The organism is Couchioplanes azureus, assembly GCF_014648355.1.
Lineage (GTDB): Bacteria > Actinomycetota > Actinomycetes > Mycobacteriales > Micromonosporaceae > Actinoplanes > Actinoplanes azureus.
The window spans coordinates 855,669-868,689 of record NZ_BMQY01000002.1; the positions used below are offsets into that span (position 1 = coordinate 855,669).

Below are 13,021 nucleotides of genomic sequence, written 5' to 3' on the forward strand. Positions count from 1 at the left end.
AAGTGATCTTTTCGGGTACGGACCCGGCAGAATGTCGTACCCCACCCCTACATTCCCCGCCGTGGCACAACCGGCATACGTCCAGGGCACTCTGGACACCCTCCTGAGCGCCGACGGCTCGGTCGACCCGGCGGCGCTGTCGCTGCGGGACACCACGTTCGTGGTCCTCGACCTCGAGACCACCGGCGGTGCGCCGGACGGCGGCGGGATCACCGAGATCGGCGCGGTCAAGGTGCGTGGCGGCGAGGAGCTGGGGGTGCTGGGCACCCTGGTCAACCCGGGCGAGCGCCTGCCGCCGTTCATCACCGTGCTGACCGGCATCACCGAGGCCATGCTGGCGCCCGCCCCGCCGATCGAGGCCGTCCTGCCCAGCCTGCTTGAGTTCCTCCGGGGTGCGGTGCTGGTCGCCCACAACGCGCCCTACGACGTGGGTTTTCTCAAGGCCGCCTGCGCGCGGCACGGGCACGCCTGGCCGCAGCTGCGCGTGCTGGACACCGCCGCCCTGGCCCGCCGGGCGCTGACCCGCGACGAGGTGCCCAACCGCAAGCTCGGCACGCTCGCGCAGTTCTTCCACGCCCGGGTGCAGCCCACCCACCGGGCGCTCGACGACGCCAAGGCCACCGTCGACGTCCTGCACGGGCTGATCGAGCGGCTGGGCAGCTTCAAGGTCCACACCCTCGGCGACGCGATCGAGTTCGCCAAGGCGGTCACCCCCGCTCAGCGGCGCAAACGTCATCTGGCCGACGACCTGCCGCACGTGCCGGGCGTCTACGTGTTCCGGGCGGCCGACGACCGCCCGCTCTACGTCGGCACGTCGGTCGACATCGCCACCCGCGTGCGCAGCTACTTCACGGCGAGCGAGAAGCGGGCCCGGATGTCGGAGATGATCGCCGCCGCCACCCGGGTGGAGGCGGTCGAGTGCGCCCACGCGCTGGAGGCCGAGGTGCGGGAGCTGCGGCTCATCGCCACCCACGCCCCGCCCTACAACCGCAGGTCGAAATATCCGGAAAGGGTGGTCTGGCTCAAGCTCACCGCGGAGGCGTACCCGCGGCTGTCGGTGGTCCGCCAGTTCGCCGACGACGGCGCCGCCTACCTCGGGCCGTTCTCGTCGCGGCGCACCGCCGAGCTGGCCGCCGCCGGGGTCTACGACGCGGTGCCGCTGCGCCAGTGCACCCACAAGCTCTCCACCCGGACCACCACGCCGGCCTGCGTACTGGCCGAGCTGAGCAGATGCGCGGCGCCCTGCGAGCACCGCATCACCCCCGAGGAGTACGCCCTGAGCGCCGCGCTGCCCTTCAGCACGGCGACCGAGGGCGACCCGGAGCCGCTGGTGGAGGCCCTGATGGCCCGGATCGAGGCGCTGTCCGACCGGCAGCGTTACGAGGAGGCGGCGGTCGTGCGGTCCCGCCTGGTCGCCTTGCTGCGAGCCACCGTGCGCATGCAGAAGCTGCGGGCGCTCACCCGGCTCGGCGAGCTGGTCGCGGCGCGGCGCAACGACGCGTACGGATGGGAGATCATCGTGGTCCGGCACGGCCGCCTGGCCGCCGCCGCGACGTCTCCCCCGCGGTTGCATCCCCGGCCGACCCTCGACCTGGCCCGCGCGACGGCCGAGACGGTCCTACCCGGACCGGGTCCGGTCCCGGCGGCCTCGGCCGAGGAGAGCGAGCGGATCCTGGCCTGGCTGGAACGACCCGACACCCGGCTGGTGGAAACTTCCGGCGACTGGGTGTCACCCGCGCGGGGCGCCGCGCGCTTCACTACCCTGCTCAGCAAGGCCGAAGCCGCGGCGTCGAGAAGAGACTCGTCCATTCGCTCATCGGTAACTGACCGTTCGGACGAGGCTCGCTCGCATAGGCTGTAAGGACGCGGCCGCGAAGCCGAGCAATCCGCGGCTTCCCTGCGTAGGGTGTGGTCGATCGGTGAGGGGGTGTCCGGGTGGACGTCGACGCCGGCCACGGCGCCGCGCTTGGACGTGCCCTGCCGGCGGCACCGCTGTCCCAGCGGCTCCGATCGTTCCTGAGTTTTCAGGGCAACGACGACGATCCGGTCACCACCCTGACCCGCACCCACCGCGCCATCCACCCGTCGGCCGACGCGGGCATCCTGCGCCGCAGCTACGCCGTCGCGGAGAACATGCACCGCGGCCAGTTCCGCAAGAGCGGCGACCCGTACATCACCCACCCGCTCGCCGTCGCGCAGATCTGCGCCGAGCTGGGCATGGACACGACGACCCTGGTCGCGGCCCTGCTGCACGACACGGTCGAGGACACCAGCTACACGCTGGAGACGTTGCACGGCGACTTCGGCCCCGAGGTGACCCACCTGGTCGACGGCGTGACCAAGTTCGACAAGGCGTTCTACGGCAAGGTCGCCGAGGCCGAGACGATCCGCAAGATGATCGTCGCGGCGGGCAAGGACGTCCGGGTCCTGGTGATCAAGCTGGCCGACCGGCTGCACAACATGCGCACCCTCGACGCCCGCTCCCCCGCCTCCCGGGCCCGCATCGCGACGGCCACGCTGGACGTGCTCGTGCCCCTCTGCGACCGCCTCGGCATCCAGGCCCTCAAGCGCGACCTCGACGACGTGGTGCTCTATCACCTCGAGCCGGAGTCCTACTCCCGCATCGACGAGCACGTGAAGAACCGTCCGGGCTGGGACGAATACCTCGCGGGCGTCTCCGCACAGGCCCGCACGGCCCTGCGCCGCCAGCGGGTCAGCGCCGACGTCAAACCGCGCCCGCGGCACTACTACTCGATCTGGAAGGACACGGTCGCGGGCGGGCACACCGTCCCGTTCGATCTGCCCCGCATCGCCGTCGTGGTCGACGGGCCGGAGACCGACTGCTACGCCGCCCTCGGCGCGATCCACGGCAAGTGGCGCCCGGTGGCCGGCCGCTTCAAGGACTTCATCGCCTCACCCAAGAACAATCTCTACCGCTCCCTGCACACCACGGTCACCGGTCCCGAGGGCCGCCTGGTCGAGGTGCTGATCCGGACGGTGTCGATGCACCGCTGCGCGGAGTACGGCGTGGCCACGGGCTACCGATACCCGAAGTCCGACTCCGAGACCGCCCCCGGCACCGACCAGCTGACCTGGCTCAAGCGGGTCCTCGACTGGGAGCAGGACACCACCGACGCGGGACAGTTCCTCGCCTCGCTGCGCTGCGACCTCGCCGAGGCCCAGATCACGGTCTTCGCCAAGGGCCGCACCGTCGAGCTTCCGGCGGGCTCCACGCCGGTCGACCTCGCGTACGAGCTGAATCCCGACCAGGGCGACCAGACGCTCGCCGCGACCGTCAACGGCCGGCTGGCCCCCCTGAGCTCCCAGCTCCGCGACGGCGACGTCGTCGAGATCTTCTCCGAGACGGACGGCCACACCGGCGCCGGAACGGGCACCGGCGTGCGCGGGCCCCGCAAGGAGTGGCTCGGCTTCGTCAAATCGACGCAGGCGCAGATGCAGATCAACCGCTACTTCGCGGAAGAGAACGCCCCGGGCATCAGCATCGCCGACAAGGTCCGCCTCGGCCGCGCGACCATCGGCCTGACCCTGCGCAAACACGACCGCGGCCTGGCCAGCGAGGTCCCGCTGCGCCGGCTCGCGGAGGAACTGGGCTACCCCGACCTGGAAACCATGCTGGTGGCGGTGACCGAGCGCAACCTCGAACCGGACCAGGTCGTGGAGCAACTCATCGCCCTGGTGGACCACCCCGACTGACCCGGGCGGCGCCGGCGGGCCCGTGCCACGACTCCCACAGGGCCGCGTACGCCCCGCCCTCGCGTACCAGCTCTTCGTGGCTGCCGACCTCGCTGACCCGCCCGCTGTCCATGACCACGATGCGGTCGGCGTCCCTGGCGGTTTGCAGGCGATGAGCGATCGCGATGACGGTCCGGTTCCGTAGTACGGCGCTGAGGGCGCGCTCGGTGTGCCGGGCAGTGATCGGATCCAGCGACGCGGTCGCCTCGTCCAGTATCACCGTGTGCGGGTCGGCCAGGACGACCCTGGCCAGGCTGAGCTGCTGGGCCTGCGCGTCGTCGAGCGTGACCTCCTCACCGAACGTGGTGTCCAGACCGTCGGGCAGTTCACCGGCCCAGTCGGCGCCGACCACCTCGAGCGCGGTGAGCAGGTCGGCGTCGCCGGCGTCAGGGGCCGCGAGAAGGAGGTTGTCGCGCAACGATTCGCGAAACACATGGTGGTCCTGGGTCACGAGGATCACGTGCCGGCGCAGCTTTTCGGCGGGCAGGCTCGACACCGGCACGCCGCCGACCGTGATGGTGCCCGCCCGTGGCGCATCCACACCGGCTACCAGTCGGCCCAGGGTGGACTTGCCGGCGCCGGACGAGCCGACGATCGCCAGGCGTTCACCGGGCCGCACATCGAGGTTCACACCGTTGAGCACATCGCGGCCGGTGCCGTAGGCATAGTGCACATTCGAGATCTCGATCCGATCGCCGACCGGCTCGCTCGCCACCTGGTACGGCGTCTCGGCGCCCCGAACGCCCTCGACCCGGGCGAACGCGGCACCGCCGCTCTGGAGGCTCTCCATCCAGGTGAGGATCAGGTCCAGCGGTACCGACAGCTGGCGTAGGTAGAGCGCCGAGGCGGTCACCACGCCCAGGGTCACCGCGCCGCGGTGGTACAGCAGTCCGCCGACGATGAGCACGCCGACCACGGCGATCACGTACGACGAGTCGACGACCGGGTACAGCACGCTGCGCAGGGAGAGGGTTCGCATCCGGGTGCGCATGCCGTCGTCGACGGCTCGGTCCGCGACCGCGCGGCGCTGCTGCTCGAGGCCGAAGGCATCGACCGTGCGGGCGCCGGCCGACGTGCTGACCAGGACGTCGGTGATCGCCGAGCCGGCGGTTCCCTCGGCCAGGTAGGCCGTGCGAGCCCGCCGGAGGTACCACCGGCTGACGAACACGATGCCGGTCATGCCGACGATGCCGCAGGCACCCAGCAACGGGTCGAGGAAGAAGGTGAGCACGAGGATCAGCACGGCCTGCACGGCGGCGACGAGGACTTCGGGGATGCCGTCGCGCAGGATCCGGGCGACCTCGGAGACGTCGTGGACCACGCGTGCCGTGATATCGCCGGGCGACGTACGTTCGACCAGCGAAGCGGGCAGCCCGAGGGCACGGTCGACCGCCTGCTCGCGAACCCGGGCGGCGGTCCGCTCGCCGAACCGGAACCCGATGAGCAGCGCCGACCGGGACAGCAGAATCTGCAGGCCCGCGGAGAACACGATCGACAGGGCCAGCCAGTTGATCGTGGTCAGGGCGCCGGCCGACGTCGCCGGGTTCCGGGTGGCGTCGGCCACGGTGTCGATGATCCGGCCGAGCAGCCAGGGTCCGGCCAGCGCTGCCAGCGCGGCCGAGCCGTTGAGGAGCAGCATCCAGACGACCGATGCGCGATCGGCACGGATGAGATGACGGGCTGCCCGCCGCAACTGGGCAGGTCCGGCCACCGCGAGGTGGTTCTCCGGCGGCTCGGGGTGGCCTTCCATCTCACACCCGGCCGGGTGCTGCCGCTTCGGCGCGGTCCTCGCCGCCCCGTTCCACCAGGGCGCGGTAGCCGGGCTCGTCCGCCATCAGGTCACGGTGCGTGGCGCAGGCCGCGACCCGGCCATCGATGACGTGGAAGACGACATCGGCCTGTTCAAGGAGCAGCGGTGAGGTGGTCGTCACGACCGTCGTACGGCCCGCCCGGGCCGTCTTGAGGCGCTGGGCGAGCGTGGCCTCGGTGTGGGCGTCCAGCGCCGAGGTCGGCTCGGTGGCCAGCAACACCTCGGGATCGGCGAGCAACGCCCGGACCAGCCGGAGTCGCTGCCGCTGGCCACCGGACAGGTTGCCGCCGCGGGCGGCGATCACCGATTCGAGCCCGGCCGGTAGCGCCTCCACGATGTCCTCGGCGACCGCCGCCTGCACGGCCCGCCTGATCGCCTCCGCGCTGCGGTCGCGCCGGCCGGAGACCACATCACGGAGCCGGCCTTCGAACAACTGCGCGTCGTTCTCCGTGACAAGGATCCGAGCACGCACGGCCGTCCGTGCGATGTCGGATACGCGCAGGTCGCCCCACACGGCTTCCGAGTCGGTCAGGCGCCCCAGCCGTTCGACGATCGCGGCCGAATCCGCCGAGCGACCAGCGACGATGGCCGTCATCAGACCGGGCTCGATCACCACGCCGGATACCGGGTCCCGCAGCAACGCCGGTGACGCCGGCCCTTCGGGCACGGCGTGCGGGAGATCGACCGGTCGCGGCAGCGACAGCAAGCGCGTCACGCGGCGAGCGGCAACCGCTGCCCGGCTGAGATCCGATCCGCCCTCGATGAGGGACGACACCGGGACCACCAGTACGGCCGCGTACCCGTAGACCGCCACCAGTTCTCCCACGCTGATCTCACCCCGTACCGTCATCGCCGCTGCCAGCCAGGTGACGGCGGCCAGGAAGACGGCCGGTAGCCCGACGCCGAGGGCTTGCACCCAGCTGGTCACGGAGCCGACCCGGTACCCCGCCGCCTGGAGCAGTTGCGAGCCGCTGCGGTAGCGGTCGCTGTGCACGGACTTGCCGCCGAAGCCGTTGAGCACCCGCAGACCGTGGACGATGTCCACGACCTGGTCGGAGAGGCGGCCCTCCTGTTCCCGGTAGGCGTTGCTGCGGCGCTGCAGCCGCCCGAGCAACGGGCCGACGATCGCCACGAGGGTCGGCACACCGGCCAACACCACGATGGCCAGCAGCGGAGCGATGGACAGCAGCAGGCCGGCGACCACGAGGTAGGCGACAACCGCACCGAATCCCGGGCCGGTCACGGTCAGGGCCTGCGCGATGACCCAGATGTCGCGGCTGCCGACGGCAACGATCTCGCCGGACGAGACCAGCCGCGGCAACCGGACCCCCAGCGCCGTGGTCTGGCGGACGACCGCACGCACCACCCGGTACGCGGCGTCCAGCCTGATCCGGGTCATCGTGCGGTGCCTCATGATGGCGAGGAAGGCATCGGCCAGGCCGACCGCCGCCAAGACGCCCGACCACAGAAGGAGACGGCCGAAGTCCCTGTCCCCCAGCCCCCGGTCGATGGCCAGCGACAGGACGTAGGGCGGCAGCGTGAGACCGACCATCCAGCTGACGCCGAACAGCGCGCCGCAGGCCACGCGCAGGGACTGACTCCTGACCAACCACCACAGAAATCGCCACGGGCGCCGCAGGTCGGTCGCCGACGGGTCGCTGTGCGAATCGGTCATCCTCGCCCACCCCCACCTTTCCCGGCGCAGGCAGCAACCATACGAGCAAGATCACGGATCGCCGCGGCCGGGCCGTCTTCGTTACGCAGCGTCCACAGACGCGGTGGCGGGGCCGGCCCTCAGCGAGGCCGGATCCGGGCGGCGTGGAGACAATCAAGCTGATCGCGGTGCCGGAAACGGCGGCCGCGGCGGGGCGGGAGGCGGCTCCCCGCTAGCCTGGGGGTCGTGAAAATGCCTCGGCGGTTGCGCGGCGCCGCATATCAGGCGTTCTACCGGCTGCCGCATGGGATGCGCCGGCGGATCGTGCGGCTCGTCGTGCCGAAGTACCTCGTCGGGGCGGTGTGCATCGTGCGCGACGCCGAGGCGGCCGATCCCGGCCGGCTCCTGCTGCTGCGCCAGCCGCCGGGCCGGAGCTGGGGCCTGCCCGCCGGCCTGCTCAAGAAGGCGGAGCGGCCGGCCGTCGGCGCCGCCCGGGAGCTGCGGGAGGAGTCGGGCGTCGACATCGACCCCGCCGACCTCACGCCGGCGGTCCCGAACGCGATCGTGCACACCAAGGGCTGGGTCGACACCGTCTTCCTGGCCACCGTGCCGGCCTCCACGACCACACTCCAGGTCGACGGCGGCGAGGTGCTGGAGGCCGACTGGTTTCCCCTCGACGCCCTCCCGCCGCTGACCCCCAGCACCGCCCACCTTCTCGGCATCTACGGCATCGGCCCGCACGCCGTCCCGCAGTCCTCCTGACGCCGCCATGACCCCCACGAACGACGCCACCCCCACCGCCGCCGCGAAGGCCGCCACCCCCACCGCCGCCGCGAAGGTGGCTGTGGCGGCCGTCATCCTGGCCGCCGGGGAGGGGCAGCGGCTTCGTCCTCTGACGACGCTCGTACCCAAGGCGCTCTGTCCGGTCGCCAACGTGGCGCTGCTGGACCGGGCCCTGGCCCGGCTGGCCGGCCTGGGCATGCAGGGGCCGTCCACCGTGGCGGTCAACGCGGCGTATCTGGCCGACCAGATCGTCACCCACGTCGGCGACCGCGCGCATCTCTCCGTGGAACCCGACGGCCCCGTGGGCACCTCGGGCGGCATCGGACGGCTGCGCGGCTGGATCGACGGGCGCGGGGTGCTGGTCGGCAACGCGGACGCGTACCTCGCCGATCCGCTGCGGGAGCCGGGCAAGGACATCGCCGCCCTGCTGGACGGCTGGCGCGGCGACACGGTACGCATGCTGACCAAGCCGGTCCTGCCGGGCGACACGGGCGGCTTCAGCGGGCGCCGCTTCGCCGGTTTCTCGCTGCTGCCGTGGCGCTACGTCCGGGACCTCACTCCGGAGTTCTCCGACCTGGTGCACACGGTGTGGCGGCCGGCGGAGGCGGCGGGCGAGCTGGAACTGATCCCGTACGAGGGCGTCTACCTCGACACCGGCACACCGGCCACCTACCTGGCCGCCAATCTGCACGCCGCCGCTGCGAGCGGCGACGGCGACCGGCCGGGGCCGGCCGCCGGGAGCGGGCGGCCGATCGCCCCGGACGCGACGGTGACCGGGTCGGCCGAGGACTCGGTCGTCGGGGCCGGGGCCCTGGTGGCCGGGCGGATACGCCGGTGCGTGGTCTGGCCGGGTGCCCGCGTCGCCGCCGGCGAAGACCTGACCGACGTGATCCGCGCCAGCCACGACATGACCGTGCCCGCGTCGCCGCCGGCGAGGATCTGACCGGCGTGATCCGCGCCGGCCACGACATGACCGTGCCCGCGCCCTGAGCGCGCCGCCGGTGATCGGTGGATGGTGGTCCCGGCGGGCGGCCGGGGATCGTTAGCATGAACCGACGCCGACCCGAGGGAGCTTTTCGTGAACACCGCGATCGTGCACATCGACTGCGCCACCGACTCGATTCCGGAGGTCGCTCAGGCGCTGGCCGAGCTGCCCGGCGTCAGCGAGGTCTACTCCGTCGCCGGAAACGTCGATCTCATCGCGATCGTCCGGGTGCCGCAGTTCGACGACATCGCCGAGGTGATCGCCGGGCGGATCTCGAAGACGCCCGGCGTGGTCGGCACCGAGTCGCACATCGCGTTCCGGGCGTACTCGCGGCACGACCTCGAGGACGCCTTCGCGATCGGCCTGCCCGACGCCGACTGAGCGCGCCCCGGACGACCGGAAGAGCAAGACGAGGAAGGGGGCCCCGGCCGGGGCCCCCTTCCTCGTGTCACGGCTCAGCGCCCGGAGGTGATCTCCTGGCGGTCGTCCCGCCCGGTCACCGGCGGCACCGCCGGCGAGACCGGGGCCTCGACCGGCTTCTCGACCGGGAAGAAGAAGCCCTTCACCGCCGGCGCCAGGGCGCCGAGGCGGTTCATCTTCTTCGGTACGACCCAGCCCGCGTACTCCAGCGGCAGCGGGTGGCCGTGGTCGTCGACCGGGCCGAGCGGCTGGTGGACCTCCACGAACCGGCCGTCCGGCATGCGCTTGATGATGCCGGTCTCCGCGCCGTGTGCCAGGACCTCGCGGTCGTGCTGCTGCAGGCCGAGGCAGATGCGGACGGCGATGTAGTAGGCCAGCGGCGGCAGGAGCACCAGGCCGATGCGGCCGATCCAGGTCATCGCGTTCAGGCTGATGTGGAACTTGTCGGCGATGACGTCGTTGCCGCCGGACACGGTCGCCACCACGAAGAACGTGAAGGCCATCGCGCCGAGACCGGTGCGCTCGGGCGCGTCGCGCGGGCGCTGGAGCAGGTGGTGCGACTGGGTGTCCTTCAGCCGCCGCGCCTCGATGAACGGGTAGAACATCGGCACCGTGGTCAGCGCGCCGAGGCCGACGACCGCCGGCCAGAACAGCGGCGGGATCACGTAGCCGTCGCCGATCGGGATGTCGATCTGCCAGGCCGGCATGAGGCGGACCAGGCCGTCCATGAACATGACGTACCAGTCCGGCTGGCTCGCGGAGGAGACCTCGGAGGCACGGTACGGCCCGAACAGCCAGATCGGGTTGATCTGGAACAGGCCGGCCATCAGCGCGATCACGCCGAAGACGGCCATGAAGAAGCCGCCCTGCTTGAGCGCGTACCGCGGGAACATGCGCTCGCCCACGACGTTGTCGTTGGTGCGCATCGGGCCGGGCCACTGGGTGTGCTTCTGCTTGAAGACCAGACCCAGGTGGATGCTGATCAGCGCCAGCAGGCCGCCGGGGATGAGCAGCACGTGCGCGATGTAGAAGCGCCCGATGATCAGCTCGCCGGGGAACTCACCGCCGAAGACCGACGCCGACACCCAGGTGCCGACGACCGGGATGGACAGCATGATCGCCGAGGCGATGCGCAGGCCGGTGCCGGAGAGGCCGTCGTCCGGCAGCGAGTAGCCGGTGAAGCCGGCGAGGAAGCCGAGCAGGAACAGCGCGACGCCGATCGCCCAGTTGGCCTCGCGGGGCTTGCGGTACGCGCCGGTGAAGAAGACGCGCGCCATGTGCACGACGATCGAGGCCATGAACAGCAGCGCCGCCCAGTGGTGCATCTGCCGCATGAAGAGGCCGCCGCGGACCTCGAACGACAGGTGCAGCGAGGACTCGTACGCCGCCGACATCTCGATGCCCCGCATCGCGGTGTACGAGCCGTCGTACGCGACCTCCTTCATCGACGGGTCGAAGAAGAGGGTCAGGAACACGCCGCTGAGCAACAGGACGATGAACGAGAACAGGGCGATCTCGCCGAGCAGGAAGGACCAGTGGTCGGGGAAGACCTTGTTCAGCAGGGCCCGCAACGGGGTCGCGGCCTGGAAACGGTCGTCAACTCCCTTGCCGACGGCAGCGGGGACCTGTGCGAGGTCCAGCTTTCGGCGCTTCACGGCCGCTCCCAGAAGTCGGGTCCGATGGCTTCCCGGTAGTCAGACGCTGCCACGAAGAACCCCTCTGCGTCCACCTCGAGGGGCAACGCGGGCAGGCGGCGGCTGGCCGGGCCGAAGATCGGACGGGCGTTGTCGGTGATGAGGAACTGGGACTGGTGGCACGGGCAGAGCAGACGGTTGGTCTGCTGCTCGTACAGGCTGGCGGGGCAGCCGGCGTGGGTGCAGATCTTGGAGTACGCGATGTAGTTGCCCCACATCGCGCCCTTGTTGACCTCGTCCTCGTCGAACGCCTTCCGGGCCGCCTCCGCGTCCTCGTCCCGCAGGTGGATGAGCAGGGTCGGCGAGTCCGCGTAGTGGTTGGTCGCGCCGCCCGGCACGCCGGGGAAGACGGTGATCTGGCCGCCGACGCTGACGTCCTCGGGCCGGATCGGGGTGCCGTCCTCGTGGGTCAGGCGCACCGGCTTGCCCTGGTTGGGCACCGGGTCGAAGCCGGTGTGGTACATCATCGGCTCGTCGGCCTTGTGCGGGTTCTGGATGAGCCCGCCGATCAGCGGCGCCGCGGCGGCGACCCCGAGCGGGGCCATGCCCAGCGCGATCGCGCCCTTGAGCAGCGGCCGCCGCTGCACGCCCAGCTCGTCCGCCACGTACGCCAGCGTCTGCCCGGCGATCAGCCGGTCGTCGTCGCTGGACGGGCTGTTGTGCCGGTCCTGGATCGAGACCTCGTGCGGCAGCAGCTTCTTGGCCCAGGCCAGGATGGCGAAGCCGAGGGAGAGCAGCGAGATGCCGAGGCAGACGCCGAGGATCGGGGTGTAGTAGTCGTTCATCGAGTGGCCGAGCTCGAACTCCCAGGGCCAGACGATGTAGAAGACCACGAACGCCGCCGCGCCCAGCCCGGAGAGCAGGAACAGCAGGGCGATGTTGCGGACGATGCGCTTCTCCGCCTTGGAGTTCGTGCCCTCGAACTGCGACTCGTACGTGACGATCTCGATGTCGTCGCGCCGGGCGCCCTCCCGCACGATGTCGAAGCGGGACAACCGGGGGTCCTGGACGTCGACCGGCTCGGTGCCGGCGCCGTGCGCCCCGTGCTTCGTGACCGTCATGACTTCCCCGCAATCCACAGCGCCGCGAACACCAGGACCGTGATGCCGACCAGGAAGATGGCCAGCCCCTCGGTGACCGGGCCGTACCGGCCGAGGTTGAACACGCCGCCCGGGTCCTTGTCCTCCTGGAGCTGCTGCGTGATGTACGTGATGATCTCGCGCTTCTGCTCCGGCGTGATCTCGTTGTCGCCGAAGACCGGCATGTTCTGCGGGCCGGTCAGCATCGCCGCGTAGATCTCCTCCGCGGTCGCGTCGCTCAGGCCCGGCGCGAACTTGCCGGACGAGAGGGCGCCACCGGCACCGCCGTAGCTGTGGCAGGAGGTGCAGTTGATCCGGAACAGCTTGCCGCCCTCGGCCAGCGCCTCGGGGTTCTCCTCGATGTCCTCGACGAGCGAGCCCTTCGGAATCTGCGGGCCGCCGCCGAGCTCCTGGATGTACTGCCCGAGCTGCTTGGTCTGGCTCTCGGTGAACTGCGGCGTCTTCTGCTCGGCCTGGCCCTCCTGGCGGGTCATCGGCATGCGGCCGGTGCCCACCTGGAACTCCACGGAGGCGGACCCGACGCCGACCAGGCTGGGACCACGGCCCTCGACACCCTCGGCATTGCGGCCGTGGCAGCTGATGCAGCTGTTGTCGTAGAGCGCCTTACCCTCCTGGGCGGCGGCGGAGAGCTGCCGGGTGTCCTCGGCGAACGCTCCCGGCGTGAAGGCGGTGTAGACGCCTCCGGCGAGAGCGAGGGCGGCGACCATGCGGACCGCGGCGCCGAGGCGCCGGCGCGCCCGGCTCGGCGCGGACCGCCGCCGGTTGAACACCCGGAAACGCCGTCCGGCGGGGGTGTCAGAAGTCATGGGCTGTGTCCCTCTG

10 protein-coding genes are annotated in these 13,021 nt (G+C 71.3%); 5 read left to right on the forward strand and 5 right to left on the reverse strand.

Annotation, left to right across the window (positions count from 1 at the left end; genetic code table 11):
* The first annotated feature begins 61 nt into the window (after window positions 1–61).
* The gene (locus tag IEY99_RS11030; RefSeq protein WP_189201978.1) at window positions 62–1,861 is read left to right on the forward strand and encodes a DEDD exonuclease domain-containing protein; all 1,800 of its coding nucleotides are present in this window, start codon (window positions 62–64) and stop codon (window positions 1,859–1,861) included.
* A 74-nt stretch (window positions 1,862–1,935) separates the two neighbouring features.
* Window positions 1,936–3,714 carry a RelA/SpoT family protein gene (locus tag IEY99_RS11035; RefSeq protein ID WP_189201980.1) on the forward strand — a complete coding sequence of 593 codons (1,779 nt, stop codon included), beginning with the start codon at window positions 1,936–1,938 and terminating at the stop codon, window positions 3,712–3,714.
* Here IEY99_RS11035 and IEY99_RS11040 read toward each other — a convergent pair.
* The gene (locus IEY99_RS11040; RefSeq protein ID WP_189201982.1) at window positions 3,686–5,503 is read right to left on the reverse strand and encodes an ABC transporter ATP-binding protein; all 1,818 of its coding nucleotides are present in this window, start codon (window positions 5,501–5,503) and stop codon (window positions 3,686–3,688) included. The two genes, IEY99_RS11035 and IEY99_RS11040, sit on opposite strands and share 29 nt — an antisense overlap.
* A gap of 1 nt (window position 5,504) precedes the next feature.
* Window positions 5,505–7,148: an ABC transporter ATP-binding protein gene (locus IEY99_RS11045; RefSeq protein ID WP_229798498.1), complete on the reverse strand. Its 1,644-nt coding sequence runs from the start codon at window positions 7,146–7,148 to the stop codon at window positions 5,505–5,507.
* Between the two features lie 321 nt (window positions 7,149–7,469).
* Between IEY99_RS11045 and IEY99_RS11050 the strand changes: the two genes are divergently transcribed.
* The 3 genes from IEY99_RS11050 to IEY99_RS11060 all read left to right on the forward strand — a co-directional run bounded on the left by IEY99_RS11050 (window position 7,470) and on the right by IEY99_RS11060 (window position 9,366).
* Entirely contained in the window at window positions 7,470–7,979 is a 510-nt protein-coding gene (locus tag IEY99_RS11050) for an NUDIX hydrolase (protein ID WP_189202223.1), read from the forward strand.
* Window positions 7,980–7,986: 7 nt separating this feature from the next.
* Complete coding sequence (locus tag IEY99_RS11055) at window positions 7,987–8,943, forward strand: sugar phosphate nucleotidyltransferase (protein ID WP_189201985.1); 957 nt, start codon at window positions 7,987–7,989, stop codon at window positions 8,941–8,943.
* Window positions 8,944–9,078: 135 nt separating this feature from the next.
* Complete coding sequence (locus tag IEY99_RS11060; protein WP_189201987.1) at window positions 9,079–9,366, forward strand: Lrp/AsnC family transcriptional regulator; 288 nt, start codon at window positions 9,079–9,081, stop codon at window positions 9,364–9,366.
* 74 nt (window positions 9,367–9,440) lie between these two features.
* Here the strand turns inward: IEY99_RS11060 and qcrB are convergent, their stop codons facing one another.
* Genes qcrB through qcrC form a run of 3 tightly spaced genes read right to left on the reverse strand, consistent with a single transcriptional unit; the run spans window position 9,441 to window position 13,005 of the window.
* Window positions 9,441–11,060: a cytochrome bc1 complex cytochrome b subunit gene (gene qcrB, locus IEY99_RS11065; protein WP_189201989.1), complete on the reverse strand. Its 1,620-nt coding sequence runs from the start codon at window positions 11,058–11,060 to the stop codon at window positions 9,441–9,443.
* The gene (gene qcrA, locus IEY99_RS11070) at window positions 11,057–12,160 is read right to left on the reverse strand and encodes a cytochrome bc1 complex Rieske iron-sulfur subunit (protein ID WP_189201990.1); all 1,104 of its coding nucleotides are present in this window, start codon (window positions 12,158–12,160) and stop codon (window positions 11,057–11,059) included. Before qcrA ends, qcrB begins: the two co-directional genes overlap by 4 nt.
* Window positions 12,157–13,005, reverse strand: a complete 849-nt coding sequence (gene qcrC, locus IEY99_RS11075; protein WP_189201993.1) for a cytochrome bc1 complex diheme cytochrome c subunit — start codon at window positions 13,003–13,005, stop codon at window positions 12,157–12,159. The genes qcrA and qcrC overlap by 4 nt, the downstream gene beginning before the upstream one ends.
* Window positions 13,006–13,021 lie beyond the last annotated feature (16 nt).

Coding starts and splice junctions, on each gene's coding strand:
- IEY99_RS11040 (WP_189201982.1), bottom strand. CDS start 5,503: ATGGAAGGCCACCCCGAGCCGCCGGAGAACCACCTCGCGGTGGCCGGA.
- IEY99_RS11050 (WP_189202223.1), top strand. CDS start 7,470: ATGCCTCGGCGGTTGCGCGGCGCCGCATATCAGGCGTTCTACCGGCTG.
- IEY99_RS11055 (WP_189201985.1), top strand. CDS start 7,987: ATGACCCCCACGAACGACGCCACCCCCACCGCCGCCGCGAAGGCCGCC.
- qcrA (WP_189201990.1), bottom strand. CDS start 12,160: ATGACGGTCACGAAGCACGGGGCGCACGGCGCCGGCACCGAGCCGGTC.
- qcrC (WP_189201993.1), bottom strand. CDS start 13,005: ATGACTTCTGACACCCCCGCCGGACGGCGTTTCCGGGTGTTCAACCGG.